Annotated in this window: 17 protein-coding genes and 1 other RNA gene; 8 read left to right on the top strand and 10 right to left on the bottom strand. The window is 54.4% G+C overall.

Features of this window, described 5'->3' with window-relative positions:
• Nucleotides 1-90: 90 nt before the first annotated feature.
• The 6 genes from gcvH to BZK40_RS03390 all read right to left on the bottom strand — a co-directional run bounded on the left by gcvH (nucleotide 91) and on the right by BZK40_RS03390 (nucleotide 6,474).
• Nucleotides 91-480 (bottom strand): glycine cleavage system protein GcvH, encoded by a 390-nt coding sequence (gcvH, locus tag BZK40_RS03420; protein WP_003026965.1) that lies wholly within the window; start codon nucleotides 478-480, stop codon nucleotides 91-93.
• Between the two features lie 25 nt (nucleotides 481-505).
• Complete coding sequence (gcvT, locus tag BZK40_RS03415; protein WP_003825494.1) at nucleotides 506-1,600, bottom strand: glycine cleavage system aminomethyltransferase GcvT; 1,095 nt, start codon at nucleotides 1,598-1,600, stop codon at nucleotides 506-508.
• A 452-nt stretch (nucleotides 1,601-2,052) separates the two neighbouring features.
• Entirely contained in the window at nucleotides 2,053-3,255 is a 1,203-nt protein-coding gene (ubiI, locus tag BZK40_RS03405) for an FAD-dependent 2-octaprenylphenol hydroxylase (RefSeq protein WP_071445581.1), read from the bottom strand.
• A 115-nt stretch (nucleotides 3,256-3,370) separates the two neighbouring features.
• Nucleotides 3,371-4,549 (bottom strand): 2-octaprenyl-6-methoxyphenyl hydroxylase, encoded by a 1,179-nt coding sequence (gene ubiH, locus BZK40_RS03400; protein WP_032944902.1) that lies wholly within the window; start codon nucleotides 4,547-4,549, stop codon nucleotides 3,371-3,373.
• On the bottom strand, nucleotides 4,546-5,871 hold the full coding sequence (gene pepP, locus BZK40_RS03395) for a Xaa-Pro aminopeptidase (protein ID WP_079934160.1): 1,326 nt from the start codon (nucleotides 5,869-5,871) through the stop codon (nucleotides 4,546-4,548). Before pepP ends, ubiH begins: the two co-directional genes overlap by 4 nt.
• A gap of 24 nt (nucleotides 5,872-5,895) precedes the next feature.
• On the bottom strand, nucleotides 5,896-6,474 hold the full coding sequence (locus BZK40_RS03390; protein WP_003026978.1) for a YecA/YgfB family protein: 579 nt from the start codon (nucleotides 6,472-6,474) through the stop codon (nucleotides 5,896-5,898).
• A 167-nt stretch (nucleotides 6,475-6,641) separates the two neighbouring features.
• On the opposite strand from BZK40_RS03390, the gene zapA reads away from it, so the two are divergent.
• The 3 genes from zapA (at nucleotide 6,642) to BZK40_RS03370 (ending at nucleotide 7,812) form a co-directional block, all read left to right on the top strand.
• Complete coding sequence (gene zapA, locus BZK40_RS03380) at nucleotides 6,642-6,971, top strand: cell division protein ZapA (RefSeq protein WP_003026980.1); 330 nt, start codon at nucleotides 6,642-6,644, stop codon at nucleotides 6,969-6,971.
• 41 nt (nucleotides 6,972-7,012) lie between these two features.
• A non-coding RNA gene (gene ssrS, locus BZK40_RS03375) (6S RNA) lies at nucleotides 7,013-7,196 on the top strand.
• Nucleotides 7,197-7,215: 19 nt separating this feature from the next.
• Complete coding sequence (locus BZK40_RS03370) at nucleotides 7,216-7,812, top strand: 5-formyltetrahydrofolate cyclo-ligase (RefSeq protein WP_008785752.1); 597 nt, start codon at nucleotides 7,216-7,218, stop codon at nucleotides 7,810-7,812.
• A gap of 118 nt (nucleotides 7,813-7,930) precedes the next feature.
• Here the strand turns inward: BZK40_RS03370 and serA are convergent, their stop codons facing one another.
• Together serA and rpiA are read right to left on the bottom strand one after the other, a co-directional pair.
• The gene (gene serA / locus BZK40_RS03365) at nucleotides 7,931-9,163 is read right to left on the bottom strand and encodes a phosphoglycerate dehydrogenase (RefSeq protein ID WP_003825480.1); all 1,233 of its coding nucleotides are present in this window, start codon (nucleotides 9,161-9,163) and stop codon (nucleotides 7,931-7,933) included.
• A 271-nt stretch (nucleotides 9,164-9,434) separates the two neighbouring features.
• Nucleotides 9,435-10,094 (bottom strand): ribose-5-phosphate isomerase RpiA, encoded by a 660-nt coding sequence (gene rpiA / locus BZK40_RS03360; RefSeq protein WP_003825479.1) that lies wholly within the window; start codon nucleotides 10,092-10,094, stop codon nucleotides 9,435-9,437.
• 170 nt (nucleotides 10,095-10,264) lie between these two features.
• Here rpiA and argP point away from each other — a divergent pair, with 170 nt between their 5' ends.
• The 5 genes from argP (at nucleotide 10,265) to scpC (ending at nucleotide 16,811) form a co-directional block, all read left to right on the top strand.
• Nucleotides 10,265-11,158 (top strand): DNA-binding transcriptional regulator ArgP, encoded by an 894-nt coding sequence (gene argP, locus BZK40_RS03355; protein ID WP_003825477.1) that lies wholly within the window; start codon nucleotides 10,265-10,267, stop codon nucleotides 11,156-11,158.
• Nucleotides 11,159-11,391: 233 nt separating this feature from the next.
• Complete coding sequence (gene scpA / locus BZK40_RS03345; protein WP_079934159.1) at nucleotides 11,392-13,536, top strand: methylmalonyl-CoA mutase; 2,145 nt, start codon at nucleotides 11,392-11,394, stop codon at nucleotides 13,534-13,536.
• On the top strand, nucleotides 13,529-14,524 hold the full coding sequence (meaB, locus tag BZK40_RS03340) for a methylmalonyl Co-A mutase-associated GTPase MeaB (RefSeq protein WP_079934158.1): 996 nt from the start codon (nucleotides 13,529-13,531) through the stop codon (nucleotides 14,522-14,524). Before scpA ends, meaB begins: the two co-directional genes overlap by 8 nt.
• Before the next feature lie 10 nt (nucleotides 14,525-14,534).
• Nucleotides 14,535-15,320 (top strand): methylmalonyl-CoA decarboxylase, encoded by a 786-nt coding sequence (scpB, locus tag BZK40_RS03335; RefSeq protein ID WP_008785757.1) that lies wholly within the window; start codon nucleotides 14,535-14,537, stop codon nucleotides 15,318-15,320.
• A 24-nt stretch (nucleotides 15,321-15,344) separates the two neighbouring features.
• Nucleotides 15,345-16,811 (top strand): succinyl-CoA:acetate CoA-transferase ScpC, encoded by a 1,467-nt coding sequence (gene scpC / locus BZK40_RS03330; RefSeq protein ID WP_048225482.1) that lies wholly within the window; start codon nucleotides 15,345-15,347, stop codon nucleotides 16,809-16,811.
• Here the strand turns inward: scpC and srsR are convergent.
• Together srsR and BZK40_RS03320 are read right to left on the bottom strand one after the other, a co-directional pair.
• On the bottom strand, nucleotides 16,808-17,704 hold the full coding sequence (srsR, locus tag BZK40_RS03325) for a LysR family transcriptional regulator SrsR (protein ID WP_003026999.1): 897 nt from the start codon (nucleotides 17,702-17,704) through the stop codon (nucleotides 16,808-16,810). The genes scpC and srsR overlap by 4 nt on opposite strands.
• A gap of 123 nt (nucleotides 17,705-17,827) precedes the next feature.
• Nucleotides 17,828-18,574, bottom strand: a complete 747-nt coding sequence (locus tag BZK40_RS03320) for an oxidative stress defense protein (protein ID WP_003825465.1) — start codon at nucleotides 18,572-18,574, stop codon at nucleotides 17,828-17,830.
• Between the last annotated feature and the right edge of the window lie 2 nt (nucleotides 18,575-18,576).

The following is an 18,576-nucleotide window of genomic DNA, read 5'->3' as shown; positions in this document are numbered from 1 at the left end:
GTCTCTAACTCAATTGCCCGGTGGCGCTGACGCTTACCGGGCCTACATAAAACCGTAGGCCGGATAAACGCAGTGCCATCCGGCACAATCTTATTCGTCTTCCAGTAATGCCTCGTACGCAGTGGCATCCAACAGCGATTCAATTTCGCTTTCATCGCTGGCTTTGATTTTGAAAATCCAGCCGCCCGCATACGGTTCGCTGTTGACCAGTTCCGGGGAGTCGCTGAGCGCATCGTTAACCGCAACAATCTCACCGCCTACTGGCGCATAGATATCGGATGCCGCTTTTACGGACTCCGCAACGGCGCAATCATCGCCCGCGCTGACGGTGGCGCCAACTTCTGGCAGGTCAACGAAAACCATGTCACCTAACAGCTCCTGAGCGTGTTCGGTGATACCAACGGTATAAGAGCCGTCAGCTTCTTTGCGCAGCCATTCGTGTTCTTTGCTATATTTCAGTTCTGCAGGTACGTTGCTCATCAATCAATCTCCAAAAAAGGATGAATTACGCGACGGCTTTGCCGTTACGCACAAAAACAGGTTTAGTCACTTTTACCGGCATTTCACGGTTACGGATCTGTACGATCGCAGTCTCACCGATACCCGCAGGCACACGCGCCAACGCGATGCTGTAACCCAGGGTTGGGGAGAATGTGCCACTGGTGATAATGCCTTCATGCTGGTTGCCAGAAGCATCGGTGAAACGCACCGGCAGTTCATTACGCAGCACGCCCTTCTCAGTCATCACCAGCCCGACCAGCTGTTCGTGGCCTTTTTCACGCTGCATTTCCAGCGCTTCACGACCAATAAAGTCGCGGTCAGCCGGTTCCCACGCGATGGTCCAGCCCATGTTGGCCGCCAGCGGAGAAATACCTTCGTCCATCTCCTGGCCATACAGGTTCATACCCGCTTCCAGACGCAGGGTGTCGCGCGCGCCGAGACCACAAGGTTTGACGCCTGCTTGTACCAGCGCACGCCAGAAATCAGCCGCTTTTTCATTCGGCATGGCGATTTCATAGCCTGCTTCGCCGGTATAACCGGTGGTTGCGATAAACAAATCACCCGCCTGAACGCCAAAGAACGGCTTCATACCTTCTACCGCATGGCGCTGTTCGTCAGTAAACAACGTGGCTGCTTTTTCCTGCGCGTTTGGCCCCTGCACCGCAATCAGCGACAGGTCGTCACGAACGGTGATGTCGATGGCGTAAGGTTCAGCGTGTTGGGTAATCCAGGATAGGTCTTTTTCGCGGGTGGCGGAGTTTACAACGAGGCGGAAGAAATCTTCAGTGAAGTAGTAGACAATCAGGTCATCTATCACGCCGCCCGAAGCGTTGAGCATCCCGGAGTAGAGGGCTTTACCCGTCTTCGTTAGCTTCGCGACGTCGTTTGCCAGCAGATAACGCAAGAACTCCCGGGTGCGGCTACCGCGCAGGTCGACGATGGTCATATGCGACACATCAAACATTCCGGCGTCGGTGCGAACAGCATGGTGTTCATCGAGCTGAGAACCGTAATGCAGTGGCATCATCCAGCCATGGAAATCGACCATGCGCGCGCCACATAGCGTGTGTTGTTCGTACAAAGGAGTCTGTTGAGCCATCTTTTCCTCGTTGAATAAGCGGGGCTACCAACTCTTTCGCGGTGAAATTTTCGCCACGAAACCCAGCACCGCAGCCGCTCCAGGGGCTACGACGCAAACGTTCTCTTTGTCCTGAACTTACCACCGAAACAGACGCTAAACCATAAGTCAAAATTAACCATCACATTAGCTTATGGCGAAAAACAGCCAGATCGCCAACAGAATAAAACTCCATACATATAGCAATTAATCAGAACAACAAACAAAGACAAACGCAAAATTACAGCACCAACCAACATTAAATGTGGAAAAAATGTCAAAAATGGCGTTATGAAAAAAACGTAATATTAGAAAAACTAATGCGAAAAAAGGCGTGGAATTAGATTATTTCAAATGAGAGAAGCACCCCGGCGCGAAGGCCGGGAGAGGAAAGTGTGACGGGTCTCAAACTCTTAAGATTGTCCTTACGGACACTAACGTAACCACTCGGGAAGATCGTTCAGTCCCATCGCCTGACGGATGAGTTGTGGTTTTACGCCCGGGAGGGTATCGGCCAGTTTCAGCCCAATATCGCGTAGCAGTTTTTTCGCCGGATTCTCGCCTGCAAACAGTTCACGGAAACCCTGCATCCCCGCCAGCATCAGCGCTGCGCTGTGCTTACGGCTGCGCTCGTAGCGGCGTAAATAGAGATACTGCCCAATATCTTTGCCCTGACGCTGTAGCCGCTTAAGTTCATCGATCAGCTCTGCCGCATCCATAAAGCCCAGGTTAACCCCCTGACCCGCCAGCGGGTGGATGGTATGCGCCGCATCCCCCACCAGCGCCAGACGATGGGCCGCGAACTGGCGAGCATAACGTCCCGTCAGCGGAAACGCCTGACGTTCGCTTTCAAGGCTGCACAGCCCCAGACGATTATCAAAAGCGATATTCAGCGCCTGATTAAACTCGTCAACGCTTGCCTGCTGCATACGTTCTGCTTCCTGCGGCGAGAGCGACCAGACGATAGAACACAGGTGTGGATCGCTGAGTGGCAGGAATGCCAGGATCCCCTCGCCATGAAACGCCTGACGCGCAACCGCACCGTGAGCTTCCTGCGTACGGATAGTCGCCACCAGCGCATGATGACGGTAGTCCCAGAAGGTGAGCGGAATGTCCGCTTTATTGCGCAGCCAGGAATTAGCACCATCGGCACCGACGACCAGACGCGCCGTCAGCATTGCGCCATCTTTGAGGCTCAGAAATGCCTCGTTCTCGCCCCAGGCCACCTGCTGTATTTCAGCTGGCGCCATCAGCGTAATATCCGCTGAACGCTGCGCCTTTTGCCACAACGCATAATGGATTTCTGAGTTTTCAACGATGTGGCCCAAATGGCTGTAACCCATGCTCTGGTCATCAAATTCAATGCGTCCAAAGCTGTCTTTGTCCCAGACTTCCATGCCGTGGTAGCAGCAAGCGCGACGGGCAACAATGTCGGACCAGACGCCAAGACGGGTAAGCAGTTTTTCGCTGGCTGCATTAATGGCCGAAACGCGAAGCTGAGGAGGTGCATCCGCCACCAACGGCTGCGGAACATGTTGTTCTAATACAGCAACGCGCAACCCACTGCCCTGCAGGCCGCAGGCAACCGCCAGCCCCACCATGCCGCCACCAACAATTGCTACATCAACACTTTGCACTGTTTGTACCTCGAAACCTGTAATCCGTAGGCCTGATAAGCGCAGCGCCATCAGGCATTTTTGCGGGGACCCTTGCCGGATGTCGGCGTTGCCTTATCCGGCCTACAGGTCATATTTATCGTGCAACCCAACCCAGGGTCCGCTCCGCCAGCGCATCGCGCGCAGGGGTGAATAATTCCATCGCCATCAACCCGACATTGCGCCCAACAACCAGCGGGGCCCAGTGATTGGCAAACAAATACACTAAATTGTTGGTCACACCAATCGTCGTCTCGCGATCGCGCTCGCGGCGCTGCTGATAACGTGCCAGCACCGCATAATCACCCACATCTTCTGCGCCGTTCTGCGCCTGCGTCAACGTCTCAGCAAGGCTCATTACATCGCGCAGGCCAAGGTTGAAACCTTGCCCGGCAATGGGATGCAGCGTCTGGGCGGCGTTCCCTACCAGCACGGTACGATGGGTAATCGCTTTCAGCGCCGTAGTTAACGAAAGCGGATAAGCGCTGCGTTTACCAGCCTGGGTAATACGTCCCAGTCGCCAGCCAAAAGCGGTTTGCAGTTCACGGCAAAACTGTTCGTCGGACCAGGCCATGATCTCATCACGCTGCTCCAGCGGATGGCACCACACCAGCGAGCAGCGACCGTCAGACATTGGCAGCATTGCCAGCGGGCCATATTGCGTGAAGCGTTCAAACGCTCGCCCATCGTGCGGTACAGAGGTCGTGACGTTGGCAATCACCGCCAGTTGCTCATAAGGCTGTTGCAGCCAGTCAACACCGCAGGCAGTCGCCAGTGCGGAACGCGTGCCGTCAGCAGCCACCAGCAGGCGACCGGTAATCATCTCGCCATTCTCCAGCGTCACTTCAACGCGCTCCTGCGTGCGCGACACGCTGGCTACGCGGTCGGGGCAGTGCAATGTGACACCCGGTGCTTTGCGCAGCAGCGCAAACAGACGCAGCCCGACGTCGTGCAGTTCTACCACCTGACCCAGAGCCGGAATACGGTATTCCTGCGCATCCAGCGTCACAAATCCGGCATGGCCGCGATCGCTGACGTGAACCGTTTTAATGGCCGTTGCGCAATCGGCAATCGCCTGCCATACGCCAATTCGCGCCAGCTGTTGGCAGGTTCCTGCCGCCAGCGCGATCGCCCGGGCGTCAAACCCAGGATGGCGGTCAGTTTCAGGTTCGCTCGCTTCTATCAGATGAACCGGCAGAGTCCCATGGCTGAGCTGAGAAATGGCCAGCGCCAGCGTCGCGCCAACCATACCACCACCAACGATAATCACGCTCATTGCAGTCGCGCCGAAGCCATTAAGGCTTCAATATCATCGGCTTTCTTCACTACGCTGGCGGTCAGGTTTTCATTGCCGTCCTCGGTGATGAGGATGTCATCCTCAATACGAATGCCGATACCACGATAGGCCGGCGGTACATCGGCATCCGGCGCGATATACAGTCCCGGTTCGACGGTGAGTACCATTCCCGGCTCAAGAATACGTGAGCGGTCCTGACCATAAACGCCGACGTCGTGCACATCCAGCCCAAGCCAGTGACTTAGACCATGCATAAAGAATGGGCGGTGCGCATTTTCGGTAATCAACTGATCGACATCACCGTGCAGAATGCCAAGCTTCACCAGGCCCGTAATCATGATGCGCACCACTTCGCCAGTGACTTCCTGAATGGACGTTCCGGGACGATACAGACGCAGGCTGGTCTCTAAGGATTCCAGTACGATATCGTAGATTTCACGCTGTGCTGGGGTAAATTTACCGTTTACCGGGAAGGTTCGCGTAATGTCACCCGCATAGCCTTTGTATTCACAGCCAGCGTCAATCAGCACCAGATCGCCATCGCGCATTTCACTTTCATTTTCGGTGTAATGCAGAATACAGCCGTTTTCACCGCTGCCGACAATCGTGTTATAGGACGGATAACGCGCGCCATGACGGGTAAATTCATGGTGAATCTCCCCTTCTAACTGGTATTCAAACATTCCTGGACGGCATTTTTCCATCGCGCGGGTATGCGCCAGTGCGGTGATTTCTCCGGCACGACGCATGACCGCAATTTCTTCCGGTGATTTGAACAGGCGCATTTCATGCACCATCGGACGCCAGTCGATAATCGCGGCAGGCGCGTGCAGATTTTGTCTGGAGCCTTTGCGCAGTTTATCCAGCGCCGTGCACACAATCTCGTCTGCCCAGGCATACTCGCCCTGGGCGTGGTATACCGCGTCCAGACCATTGAGCAGCAAATACAGCTGTTGGTTGATTTCACTGAAGGCCAGCGCCCGGTCAACGCCAAGTTTTGCCGGGGCAGCATCCTGACCCAGACGGCGGCCAAACCAGATCTCCGCCGTCAGATCGCGAACCCGATTGAACAAAACGCTGTGGTTATGAGTGTCATCACTTTTAATCAGCACCAGCACGGCTTCAGGTTCGTTAAAACCGGTGAAGTACCAGAAATCACTGCTTTGGCGGTAAGGGTATTCACTGTCCGCACTACGCGTCGCTTCCGGTGCGGCAAAAATCAGCGCGGCGCTGCCGGGCTGCATTTGTGCCAGTAAAGCCTGGCGACGACGCTGGAATTCTTGCTGAGATATCTCGCTCATCACACTCTCCTTTGCGTTTCGTTCTTAGTGCAGAGTCGGTTTACGGACTTCCGGCGCGGTCGGCTGCTGACGCGTAAACGTGTCATGGCACAGCAAGGCGGCTACGCGCACGTATTCGATGATCTCTTCGAGCGACATTTCCAGCTCTTCCTGATCTTCGTCTTCGTCATATCCTAATTGAGCGATATTGCGCAGGTCGTCAATCGCTTCCCCGGTTTCGCCGGTCACTTTGTCGAGCTTCGGCTGCGTGACGCCAAGGCCCAGTAAAAAGTGGTTTACCCACCCCGCCAGCGCATCGGCGCGATCGAAAACGCTGACGTCATCCCCTTCAGGCAGATAAAGCTGAAAAAGGAAGCCGTCGTCTTCGAGGGCATCACTGGTGGCTGAGTGCATTTTCAGCAGCGCCTGAGCCAGCTCGTGACCAAAGGCCAGACCTTCGTTCGTCAGGTCGTGCAGCAGCGGCTGCCATGAGCTGTCGTTGTTTCCGCCGCAAATCATTCCGCTTATCAAGCCGTGCATTTCGGCCGGGGTTAATCCAGCCCCTTGTTGGTTCAAAAACTGGCTAACTTCGTTGTAACCAGGCATTTCGTTCTGTATAGACATAAGCATTCGTCATCAAAGGGAGGAATATTCATGATATGCTACCACTTTGGACCCTGGTGGACCAGAAAAGGGCTTGTATCTTGATACCAGGGTAGCTATAGTGTCGCCCCTTCGCGGACCCACGGTCTGGAGACGAAGGCAGCGCAGTCAATCAGCAGGAAGGTGGCATGTCTGCACAACCCGTCGATATCCAAATATTTGGCCGTTCACTGCGAGTGAATTGCCCGCCTGAACAAAGGGATGCGTTGAATCAGGCTGCGGACGATCTCAATCAGCGATTGCAAGATCTGAAAGTTCGCACTAGAGTCACAAATACTGAGCAGTTGGTTTTCATCGCCGCGTTGAACATCAGCTATGAATTAACTCAGGAAAAAGCGAAGACGCGTGAGTACGCGGCGAGCATGGAACAACGTATTCGGATGCTACAACAGACCATCGAACAGGCGTTGCTTGATCAGGGTCGCATAACCGAAAAAACGGGCCAAAACTTTGAATAACACTTTTCGGTTTACTGTGGTAGAGTGACCGTGAAGACAAAATTTCTCTGAGATGTTTGCAAGCGGGCCAGTCCCCTGAGCCGATATTTCATACCACAAGAATGTGGCGCTCCACGGTTGGTGAGCATGCTCGGCCCGTCCGAGAAGCCTTAAAACTGTGACGACGCATTCACCTTGAACCAAGGGTTCAAGGGTTACAGCCTGCGGCGGCATCTCGGAGATTCCCTTCTACCTGGCAACAGCCATGACATTACTTTCTGAACTCCCTTTATCCCGGCAAGAAATCCGCCAACTGATTCGGCAGCGTCGTCGCGCGCTTACCTCCGAACAGCAACGACAATACGGTCAGCAAGCCGCAACCCGAATGCTCAGCTTTCCCCCTGTTGTACTCGCTCATACCGTGGCGGTATTCCTCTCGTTCGATGGCGAACTCGATACCCAGCCGCTAATAGATCAGCTGTGGCGAGCGGGCAAGCGCGTCTATCTTCCGGTTCTTCATCCCTTCAGCCCTGGCAACCTGCTGTTCCTGCACTATCATCCGCACAGCGACCTGGTAACCAATCGCTTAAAGATCCAGGAACCACGGCTTGATGTACGTGACGTATTGCCGCTCTCACAGCTGGATGTACTGATTACGCCGTTAGTGGCATTTGATGAGGTCGGGCAACGCCTGGGTATGGGCGGTGGATTTTACGATCGAACGCTTCAAAACTGGCAGCAGCATAAGATCCAGCCCGTAGGCTACGCGCACGATTGTCAGCGAGTGGAAAAGCTACCTGTCGAAGAATGGGATATCCCGCTGCCTGCGGTGGTGACGCCGTCCAAAATCTGGGAGTGGTAGCTTTTTTGCCAATTGCGGCAAGGCTCGAAAACAGAATGTATGCGTGACAGGAAGAGATTTTGAGGCCGGGAAATCAGAGGAAAGATGGGCAGGTCATCGCCTGCCCATGTAGAGGAAATCAGTACAGCAGACGAGCGCGAATGGTTCCCGGAAGGGCTTTCATCGCCAGCAGCGCTTTCTCTGCCACATCTTCATCCGCTTCAATATCAATAACCACGTAACCTACCTGTGCGGAAGTCTGCAGATACTGCGCGGCAATGTTGACGCCCTGCTCGGCAAAAATCTGGTTCAGCGCAGTCAGTACGCCCGGACGGTTTTCGTGAATGTGCATCAGACGACGACCGCCGTGCAGCGGCAGCGAAACTTCCGGGAAGTTAACTGCAGACAGCGTAGAGCCGTTGTCGGAATACTTGGTCAGTTTCCCAGCCACTTCCAGACCAATGTTTTCCTGTGCTTCCAGCGTTGAACCACCAATGTGCGGCGTCAGGATCACGTTGTCGAAATCACACAGCGGCGAAGTGAAAGGATCGCTGTTGGTTGCCGGCTCGGTTGGGAATACGTCGATTGCTGCCCCTGCCAGGTGCTTGGTCGCTAACGCGTCGCACAGCGCAGGAATATCAACAACTGTGCCGCGTGCGGCGTTAATCAGCAGCGCGCCTGGTTTCATCAACGCAATCTCACGCGCGCCCATCAGATTTTTGGTGGAGGCATTTTCCGGTACGTGCAAACTGACCACGTCGCTCATATTGAGCAGGTCGGAAAGATGCTGCACCTGCGTGGCGTTGCCGAGCGGGAGTTTATTTTCAATATCATAGAAATAGACGTGCATCCCCAGCGATTCCGCCAGAATGCCCAGCTGAGTACCAATGTGGCCGTAGCCGATGATCCCCAGTTTTTTGCCACGCGCTTCAAACGAGCCGGTAGCCAGTTTATTCCACACGCCGCGGTGTGCTTTGGCGTTTGCTTCGGGTACGCCGCGTAGCAGCAGCAGCAGTTCGCCAATCACCAGTTCCGCAACGGAACGTGTGTTAGAGAATGGTGCGTTAAACACGGGGATACCGCGCTTTGCCGCAGCGCTGAGATCAACCTGGTTGGTGCCGATACAGAAGCAGCCAATCGCGACCAGTTTCTCTGCGGCGTCAATCACATCTTCAGTCAGATGGGTACGGGATCGCAGGCCAATGAAGTGGGCATCACGGATGGACTCTTTCAGTTGTTCAGTGTCCAGAGCGCCTTTATGAAACTCGATGTTGGTATAACCTGCTGCACGAAGGCTTTCGAGCGCTTTTTGATGCACGCCTTCAACCAGCAGAAATTTAATCTTATCTTTCTCCAGTGATACCTTTGCCATTTCCCCGACCCTGTCTTTTTTTGTTCAAACTGATGTGTTGTGTGTGGGATTTTCATCCGTCTCTTCAACATATCAAAAAATAATATTGCGGCAATATGAACGTTTGCGTCGCCGTGCTGAAGAAATGTCATTCAGAGAGAAATGTCAGAGGAAAATACTGGCGATAACTTTTTCTTTGGAGAGATCGGCAGGACAATATTATAAACGTGACACAAGTCACCAAATTTGCCCTGCCAAAATTTTTTTAACGGGAGAAGACACTCCCGTCAGATCATTTTACGATAGTTTTCACGCCGTCTGGCGTACCGATCAGCGCGACATCCGCACCACGGTTGGCAAACAGACCGACGGTTACCACGCCCGGAATCGCATTGATGGCGTTTTCCATCGCGATGGCATCGAGGATCTCCAGACCGTGTACATCAAGGATCACGTTACCATTGTCCGTCACTACGCCCTGACGGTATTCAGGACGACCACCCAGCTTCACCAACTGGCGAGCCACAGCGCTGCGCGCCATTGGGATCACTTCAACCGGCAGCGGGAAGTTACCGAGAATATCGACTTCTTTGGACGCGTCGGCAATGCAGATAAATTTCTTCGCCACGGAAGCAATAATTTTTTCACGGGTCAACGCAGCGCCGCCGCCCTTGATCATCTGCATGTGGCCGTTGATTTCATCCGCGCCGTCAACGTATACGCCGAGGCTGTCCACTTCGTTAAGATCGAACACGTGGATACCGAGGCTTTTGAGTTTTTCGGTTGAAGCGTCCGAACTGGACACCGCACCTTCAATCTGACCTTTCATTGTGCCCAGCGCATCAATAAAGTGTGCGGCTGTTGAACCTGTACCTACGCCCACAATGGTACCGGGCTGTACATACTGAAGTGCCGCCCATCCTACTGCTTTTTTCAGTTCATCCTGCGTCATGATCGTTTCGCCTGTGGTGTGAATATGGTGGGAAAATTCACGCGCATTATAGAACATTGTGCAGAAAAATGTCCCCACACCCGCTCGCAAGCGGCGGATTTCGTCTTTACCCAACCTAAATTTGTGTCATAGTGCAGAACAAGCAAAATTTTCAGGAGTGCGTCAAAGCAATGAAACGTCCGGACTACAGAACACTACAAGCACTGGATGCGGTTATTCGTGAACGAGGATTTGAGCGCGCGGCGCAAAAGCTGTGCATCACGCAATCCGCGGTTTCACAGCGCATAAAACAGCTTGAGAATATGTTCGGACAACCGCTGCTGGTGCGTACCGTACCACCACGCCCAACCGAACAGGGGCAGAAACTACTGGCGCTTTTGCGTCAGGTTGAACTGCTGGAAGACGAGTGGCTGGGTGATGAACAAACCGGCTCGACGCCGCTGCTGCTCTCACTGGCGGTGAACGCCGACAGTCTGGCGACCTGGTTACTTCCTGCGCTGGCTCCGGTACTGGCAAATTCGCCGATTCGGCTGAACCTGCAGGTTGAGGATGAAACGCGCACTCAGGAGCGTCTGCGTCGTGGTGAGGTGGTCGGTGCGGTGAGTATTCAGCATCAGGCGCTGCCAAGCTGTCTGGTGGATAAACTCGGCGCGCTGGACTACCTGTTTGTTGGCTCTAAACCTTTCGCCGAGCGCTATTTCCCTAACGGCGTCACCCGCTCGGCCCTGCTGAAAGCCCCAGCGGTAGCGTTTGACCATCTTGATGATATGCACCAGGCGTTCCTGCAACAAAACTTCGACCTGCCACCGGGCAGCGTGCCGTGCCATATCGTTAACTCGTCTGAAGCCTTTGTTCAATTGGCGCGTCAGGGAACGACCTGCTGCATGATCCCCCACTTGCAGATTGAGAAAGAACTGGAAAGCGGCGAGCTTATCGACTTAACACCGGGCCTGTTCCAGCGCCGGATGCTGTACTGGCACCGTTTTGCACCGGAAAGTCGCATGATGCGCAACGTCACCGATGCGCTGCTGGCCTATGGTCACAACGTACTGCGTCAGGATTAAACCGCTCATAACCTCTGAGTGCCGGATGGTGGCGTAACGCCCTATCCGGCCGACAAGCCTTTTACCCTCTTTTCATGCTATTCCCGCCACGTCTTTGAAATAAATCACAAAATCAAACACGCCACGCGGCAAAAAACGACGCCCTGTTGGCTATTTTTTGCTGGCGACAAGCCAAATGAAAAAGCTCACCGTATTCGCAAAGATTCAACTTATTGCGTAATACGGAGCAAAAAATGGCAAACGTGCAGGAGTGGCAAACACTCGCCAATAAAGAACTCAGTCGACGGGAAAAAACCGTCGAGTCGCTGGAAAGACAGACGGCGGAAGGGATTGCCATCAAGCCGCTGTACACCGAAGAGGACCTCGATAATCTGGAAGTCACGGGCACCCTTCCCGGCCTGCCGCCTTACGTGCGTGGCCCGCGCGCCACCATGTATACCGCGCAGCCGTGGACCATTCGTCAGTACGCTGGTTTCTCTACCGCCAAAGAGTCCAACGCCTTTTACCGCCGCAACCTCGCCGCCGGGCAAAAAGGGCTTTCCGTCGCCTTTGACCTTGCCACCCATCGTGGCTACGACTCTGACAACCCGCGCGTGGCGGGTGACGTCGGCAAAGCGGGCGTGGCGATCGATACCGTCGAAGATATGAAGATACTGTTCGACCAGATCCCGCTGGATAAGATGTCAGTATCGATGACCATGAACGGCGCGGTTCTGCCGGTGCTGGCGTTTTATATCGTCGCAGCAGAAGAACAAGGCGTAACGCCGGAACAACTCACCGGGACCATTCAGAACGATATTCTGAAAGAGTACCTGTGCCGCAACACCTACATTTATCCACCAAAACCGTCCATGCGCATTATCGCCGACATCATCGCCTGGTGCTCCGGCAACATGCCGCGCTTTAATACCATCAGCATCAGCGGCTATCACATGGGTGAAGCCGGAGCGAACTGCGTGCAGCAGGTAGCGTTTACGCTGGCAGACGGTATTGAATACATCAAAGCTGCACTCTCCGCCGGACTGAAAATTGATGACTTCGCCCCGCGCCTGTCGTTCTTCTTCGGTATCGGCATGGATCTGTTTATGAACGTCGCCATGCTACGAGCGGCGCGCTATTTGTGGAGTGAAGCGGTCAGCAGCTTTGGCGCGACCAACCCGAAATCTCTCGCTCTGCGTACCCACTGCCAGACGTCTGGCTGGAGCCTGACCGAGCAGGATCCATATAACAACGTGGTACGAACCACTATTGAAGCACTCGGCGCTACGCTTGGCGGCACCCAGTCGCTGCATACCAACGCCTTTGATGAAGCGCTCGGTCTGCCCACCGATTTCTCCGCCCGTATTGCGCGTAATACGCAAATCATCATTCAGGAAGAATCAGAGATCTGCCGCACCGTTGATCCGCTGGCCGGATCGTATTACGTCGAGTCACTCACCGATCAAATTGTGAAGCAGGCACGCACGATCATCAAACAGATTGACGAGGCAGGCGGCATGGCGAAAGCGATCGAAGCCGGGCTCCCTAAACGGATGATCGAAGAAGCCTCCGCGCGTGAACAGTCGCTGATCGACCAGGGTAAGCGCGTTATCGTCGGCGTCAATAAGTACAAGCTGGATAAAGAAGACGAGACGTCGGTACTGGAGATCGACAACGTGAAGGTGCGCAACGAGCAGATTGCCTCGCTGAAACATATCCGCACCACCCGCGACAACGATGCCGTTAAAGCCGCGCTCACGGCACTGACCCACGCCGCGCAGCATAATGAAAACCTGCTGGCTGCTGCCGTCAACGCCGCCCGCGTTCGCGCCACGTTGGGTGAAATCTCCGACGCGCTGGAAGTCGCTTTTGATCGGTATCTGGTTCCCAGCCACTGCGTCACCGGAGTGATTGCGCAAAGCTATCATCAGTCAGACAAATCCGCCGATGAGTTTGATACCATCGTTGCGCAAACCGAACGATTCCTCGCGGAAAATGGCCGCCGCCCGCGTATTCTGATCGCCAAGATGGGTCAGGACGGCCACGATCGCGGCGCGAAGGTAATCGCCAGCGCCTATTCCGATCTCGGTTTTGATGTCGATCTCAGCCCGATGTTCTCCACACCAGAAGAGATCGCCCGTCTGGCGGTAGAAAACGATGTGCATGTAATAGGCGCATCGTCACTGGCGGCGGGTCATAAAACGCTGATTCCGGAACTGGTTACCGCACTCAAAAAATGGGGGCGTGAAGATATCTGCGTGGTAGCAGGAGGCGTTATTCCGCCACAGGATTACGCCTTCCTGCACGAACATGGCGTGGCAGCCATTTATGGTCCCGGCACGCCAATGCTCGACAGCGTCCGCGATGTGTTAACCCGTATCAGTCAGCATCATGATTAACGCCGCCACGCTTGAAGATACCGTCCGCCGTTTGCGACTCGGTGAACGGGCTACGCTCGCCCAGGCGATGACGCTGGTCGAAAGCAACCACCCGCGCCACCAGCCGCTGAGTACGCAATTGCTGGACGCGATTATGCCGTTCACCGGTAACGCCCTGCGCTTGGGGATCACCGGTACGCCGGGCGCGGGCAAAAGCACTTTCCTGGAAGCATTCGGCATGCTGCTTATCCGCCACGGGTTACGGGTAGCGGTGATCGCCGTCGATCCCAGCAGCCCGGTCAGCGGCGGCAGCATTCTTGGCGATAAAACCCGCATGACGGAGCTGGCCCGCGCCGAATCTGCGTTTATTCGACCGGTCCCTTCCAGCGGTCATTTAGGCGGTGCCAGCCAGCGCGCCCGCGAATTAATGCTGCTGTGCGAAGCGGCTGGCTTTGACGTGGTGATTGTGGAAACCGTCGGCGTAGGGCAGTCAGAAACCGAAGTCGCAGGCATGGTGGATTGCTTTATCTCACTGCAAATCGCTGGCGGTGGCGACGATTTACAGGGCATCAAAAAAGGACTGATGGAAATGGCGGATCTGGTCGTCATCAATAAGGACGACGGTGATAACCATACCAGCGTTGCCATTGCCCGCCATATGTACGAATCCGCCCTGCATATTCTGCGCCGCAAATATGACGAGTGGCAGCCGCGGGTTCTGACCTGTAGCGCCCTGGAAAAACGCGGTATCGAGGAGGTTTGGCAGGCGATTAGCGACTTTAAAACGTGCCTGACCGCCAGCGGTCGACTGGAAAAAGTTCGCCAGCAGCAGGCGGTGGACTGGTTACACCAGCAGGCTGAAGAAGAAGCCCTGCATCTGCTGTTTGCCCGCACTGATTTCGACCGCTATTTCCAGCAGACGCTACAGGCCGTCAAAAACAATGATCTTTCGCCGCGCACCGGTCTGCGGCACATCAGCGAATTTATTCAGCATCATTACTTTCAATAAAGAGAACATTATGTCTTATCAATACGTCAACGTGGTCATCATCCAGAAAGTCGCGGTTATTGAGTTCAATTACGCCCGCAAGCTCAATGCCCTGAGTAAAGTGTTTATTGACGATCTGATGCAGGCGCTGAGCGATCTCAATCGTGCGGACATTCGCTGCATCATTCTGCGCGCCCCGAGCGGGGCCAAAGTGTTCTCTGCCGGGCATGATATTCATGAACTCCCGACCGGACGTCGCGATCCGCTCTCTTATGACGATCCGCTGCGTCAGATAACCCGTATGATCCAAAAATACCCGAAGCCGGTGATCTCGATGGTCGAAGGCAGCGTCTGGGGCGGCGCGTTTGAGATGATCATGAGTTCCGATCTGATCATTGCAGCCAGTACCTCCACTTTCTCGATGACCCCGGTCAACCTCGGTGTGCCATATAACCTGGTGGGCATCCACAACCTGACCCGCGACGCTGGTTTTCACATAGTAAAAGAGCTGATTTTTACCGCTTCGCCCATCACCGCTCAACGCGCCATGGCGGTCGGGATCCTTAACCATGTCGTGCCCGTCGAGGAACTGGAAGATTTCACTCTGCAAATGGCACACCACATCTCGGAAAAAGCGCCGCTGGCCATCGCCGTCATCAAAGAAGAACTGCGCGTGCTGGGTGAAGCGCACACCATGAATTCTGATGAGTTCGAGCGTATTCAGGGCATGCGCCGCGCGGTGTACGACAGCGAGGATTATCAGGAAGGGATGAACGCGTTTATGGAAAAACGTAAACCAAATTTTGTTGGCCATTAATCACGTCCGAGGAAGGAGACGGCCATGAAACGGATGAGCGCCGAACAGGCGGCAGAAATTATCCAGCACGATGATATGGTGGCGTTTAGCGGCTTTACCCCTGCGGGTTCACCCAAAGCGTTACCCAGCGCAATTGCCCAACGCGCCTGCGAACGGCATCAGAACGGGCAGCCTTTTCAGATCCGCCTGCTGACCGGAGCATCAATTGGCGCCGCCGCTGATGATGTTCTATCCGCGGCGGATGCCGTTTCCTGGCGGGCGCCTTATCAAACGTCATCGGGCCTGCGCGAGAAAATTAATCAGGGCCAGGTGAGGTTTGTCGATCTCCATTTGAGTGAAGTGGCGCAAATGGTTAATTACGGCTTTTTTGGCGAGATCGATGTTGCCGTCATTGAAGCCTCCGCTATCGCGCCAGATGGCCGGATTTGGCTTTCCAGCGGTATTGGTAATGCGCCGACCTGGCTGCTGCGGGCGAAAAAAGTGATCATTGAATTGAATCATTACCATAATCCGCGCGTGGCGGAGTTTGCCGACATCGTGATACCCGGTGCGCCGCCGCGGCGTAACAGCGTACCCATTTTTCATACCATGGATCGCGTAGGCAGTCAGTGCGTACAGATAGACCCCAAAAAGGTGGTTGCGGTGGTGGATACCGAGCTGCCCGATGCCGGAAATGCGGCGGATAAAACCAATCCGGTCAGCCAGCAAATTGCCGATAACGTCGTCACTTTCCTGCTGGCAGAAATGGCTCACAAACGTATTCCAGCTGAGTTTCTACCCTTACAAAGCGGCGTGGGCAATATCAACAACGCGGTAATGGCGCGACTGGGCGAGAACCCGGATATCCCGCCCTTTATGATGTATTCTGAGGTGTTGCAGGAGTCGGTGGTGCATCTGCTGGAAACGGGCAAGATAACAGGTGCCAGCGCCTCCAGCCTGACCATTTCAGCCCCGTCGCTACAGAAGATTTACGACAACATGGACTTCTTCGCCAGCCGGATTGTGCTGCGCCCGCAGGAGATCTCCAATAACCCGGAGATCATCCGTCGGCTGGGGGTTATTGCGCTCAACGTCGGTCTGGAGTTTGATATCTACGGCCATGCCAATTCCACGCACGTTGCGGGGGTGAACCTGATGAATGGCATCGGCGGCAGCGGGGATTTCGAGCGCAATGCCTACCTGTCTATCTTTATGGCGCCGTCGATTGCCAAAGGCGGGAAAATCTCCACCATCGTACCGATGTGCAGCCATGTCGACCACAGCGAACATAGCGTTAAAGTGATCGTGACCGAACAAGGGATTGCCGATCTGCGTGGGCTATCTCCGATGCAGCGGGCGCACACGATTATCGATAACTGTGCGCACCCTCTTTACCGGGATTATCTGCACCGCTATCTGGAGAAAGCACCCGGCGGACATATCCATCACGATCTCAGCCATGCGTTCGATCTGCATCGTAATCTTCTCGAAACAGGATCGATGCTCGGTTAACTTGCGCTACCGTCACGATCTTCAGCAATATGCTGGAGCATAGTGGCGGTATAGCGATGATTTTTCAGCGAATAGAGAAACTCCTGCATATACATGGGGCTGCCGGGCGCATCGAAATACTTTAGCGTCGACGGGTTCACCAGCCGCCAGGCGAAGTGAGGGATTACCGTCAAAAACTGCCCGCGCTCTACCGCGCTGATCTTGGCCATAAAGCTGTACGGACGGTAGATAATCGTCGGGTTGATCCCGCAGGGCCGCATGTATGCATCCAGCATCGCCTCAAAGTTGGCGCGATTCTGGAAGCGCATTTGCAGCCAGGGCAGCTCGCGCAGCAGATCCTGCGGCTGTTTTTCTTCGTAGCGCCGGGAAACGAGAAACCCCAAACGCAGCGGAGGCAACTCGCTAATCGCCAGATTCTCCAGTTCCTGGACGCGGGGGGAAACGTGCTGCGGCGAGATAATAAAATCCAGTTTGCGATCGAACAGGTTATCAATCACCCCATTCTCGCTGAATTCAACGGCCTGAGCCGTCACGCCGTCATACTTGTCACCAAGGCTAATCAACTGGTCAAAAATAATCGTTGGGTAGGTATTGTCGATACCGATGACGATTTCCCGCGAGCGGCGAGAGGCGTTATGGATTTCGTTATCAATGGCAGAAAGGCGCTGATAAACGGGAAACAGCTTCTGATACAGCTCCTGTCCGGCTTTATTCAGGCTGATGTTGTTATCTTTGCGGGTAAACAGCGTATAGCCGATTTGATCTTCCAGTGCGGCAATGCTTTTACCGAAAGGCGATGCGGTCATATGTATTTTTTCTGCCGCTCTGGCAATGTTATTGGTTTGCGCCAGCAGAATGAAATTACGCATCTTTTTCGAGATAAAAATATCCATAGCGTCCCCTTAAAAATCGCTATGGCCTATCCTCATTACGGCGAAAAAAAAGACTGGATGTGGGGTCTCATTTTTACAGTTGCTCACAGAAAAAACCCGGCTGGAAAGCCGGGTCTGCAATGATTACTGGGTTTTGGCTGGCGTTGCTGCTGGCTGCCCCGCCGTCGGCTCAATCTGGAAGACCACATCAACCTGATCGTCAAACTGAATAACCGGCTGTTCGTAGGTTTCCTGAGCGGATGTCGCAGGCGCTGCATCTGCTTTCATCATCCGTACCATCGGGCTCGGTTGATAATTGGAAACGTGGTAACGCACGCTGTAAACGGGCCCCAATTTGCTGTTAAAGCCCGCAGCTAACTGCTCAGCCTGATGAATAGCATCATCAATTGCTGCTTTACGCGCTTTATCTTTGTAAGTATCCGGCTGGGCAACGCCAAGCGATACCGAACGGATCTCATTCAGACCGGCCTTCAGCGCACCATCAAGCAGCGCGTTGAGTTTGTCCAACTGACGCAGCGTGACCTCAACGGTACGTACCGCACGATAGCCTTTAAGGACGCTTTTACCATTCTGGTAGTCGTAGTCCGGCTGGGTGCGCAGGTTTGCCGCGCTAATATCTTTCTTCGCTATCTGGTTCTGTTCAAGGAAGGACAGATATTGCGCCACGCGCTCATCTGCCTGCTTCTTCGCTGAAGCCGCATCCTTTGCAGCAACGTTCACTTCAATCGCCAGAGTAGCGATGTCTGGTGTCGCATCCACGCTTGCCGTTCCGGAAGTCACGATGTGCGGTCCATTTGGCAACTCATTTGCCTGTACCGATAGTGCGCTGAATCCGACTAATGCCGCCAGGGCCATTATTTTGAACTTCACGG

Origin of the sequence: Citrobacter portucalensis, assembly GCF_002042885.1 — a bacterium.
In the GTDB taxonomy this organism is placed as follows: domain Bacteria; phylum Pseudomonadota; class Gammaproteobacteria; order Enterobacterales; family Enterobacteriaceae; genus Citrobacter; species Citrobacter portucalensis.
This window is presented reverse-complemented; position numbering and strand designations above follow the sequence as displayed.

Bases quoted from the DNA above. Each gene is read 5' to 3' on its own strand.
- pepP (WP_079934160.1), bottom strand. From the start codon at position 5,871: ATGAGCGAGATATCTCAGCAAGAATTCCAGCGTCGTCGCCAGGCTTTA.
- BZK40_RS03390 (WP_003026978.1), bottom strand. From the start codon at position 6,474: ATGTCTATACAGAACGAAATGCCTGGTTACAACGAAGTTAGCCAGTTT.
- meaB (WP_079934158.1), top strand. From the start codon at position 13,529: ATGATTAACGCCGCCACGCTTGAAGATACCGTCCGCCGTTTGCGACTC.
- BZK40_RS03370 (WP_008785752.1), top strand. From the start codon at position 7,216: ATGACATTACTTTCTGAACTCCCTTTATCCCGGCAAGAAATCCGCCAA.
- argP (WP_003825477.1), top strand. From the start codon at position 10,265: ATGAAACGTCCGGACTACAGAACACTACAAGCACTGGATGCGGTTATT.
- srsR (WP_003026999.1), bottom strand. From the start codon at position 17,704: ATGGATATTTTTATCTCGAAAAAGATGCGTAATTTCATTCTGCTGGCG.
- rpiA (WP_003825479.1), bottom strand. From the start codon at position 10,094: ATGACGCAGGATGAACTGAAAAAAGCAGTAGGATGGGCGGCACTTCAG.
- serA (WP_003825480.1), bottom strand. From the start codon at position 9,163: ATGGCAAAGGTATCACTGGAGAAAGATAAGATTAAATTTCTGCTGGTT.
- zapA (WP_003026980.1), top strand. From the start codon at position 6,642: ATGTCTGCACAACCCGTCGATATCCAAATATTTGGCCGTTCACTGCGA.
- scpA (WP_079934159.1), top strand. From the start codon at position 11,392: ATGGCAAACGTGCAGGAGTGGCAAACACTCGCCAATAAAGAACTCAGT.
- gcvH (WP_003026965.1), bottom strand. From the start codon at position 480: ATGAGCAACGTACCTGCAGAACTGAAATATAGCAAAGAACACGAATGG.
- ubiH (WP_032944902.1), bottom strand. From the start codon at position 4,549: ATGAGCGTGATTATCGTTGGTGGTGGTATGGTTGGCGCGACGCTGGCG.
- scpC (WP_048225482.1), top strand. From the start codon at position 15,345: ATGAAACGGATGAGCGCCGAACAGGCGGCAGAAATTATCCAGCACGAT.
- scpB (WP_008785757.1), top strand. From the start codon at position 14,535: ATGTCTTATCAATACGTCAACGTGGTCATCATCCAGAAAGTCGCGGTT.
- gcvT (WP_003825494.1), bottom strand. From the start codon at position 1,600: ATGGCTCAACAGACTCCTTTGTACGAACAACACACGCTATGTGGCGCG.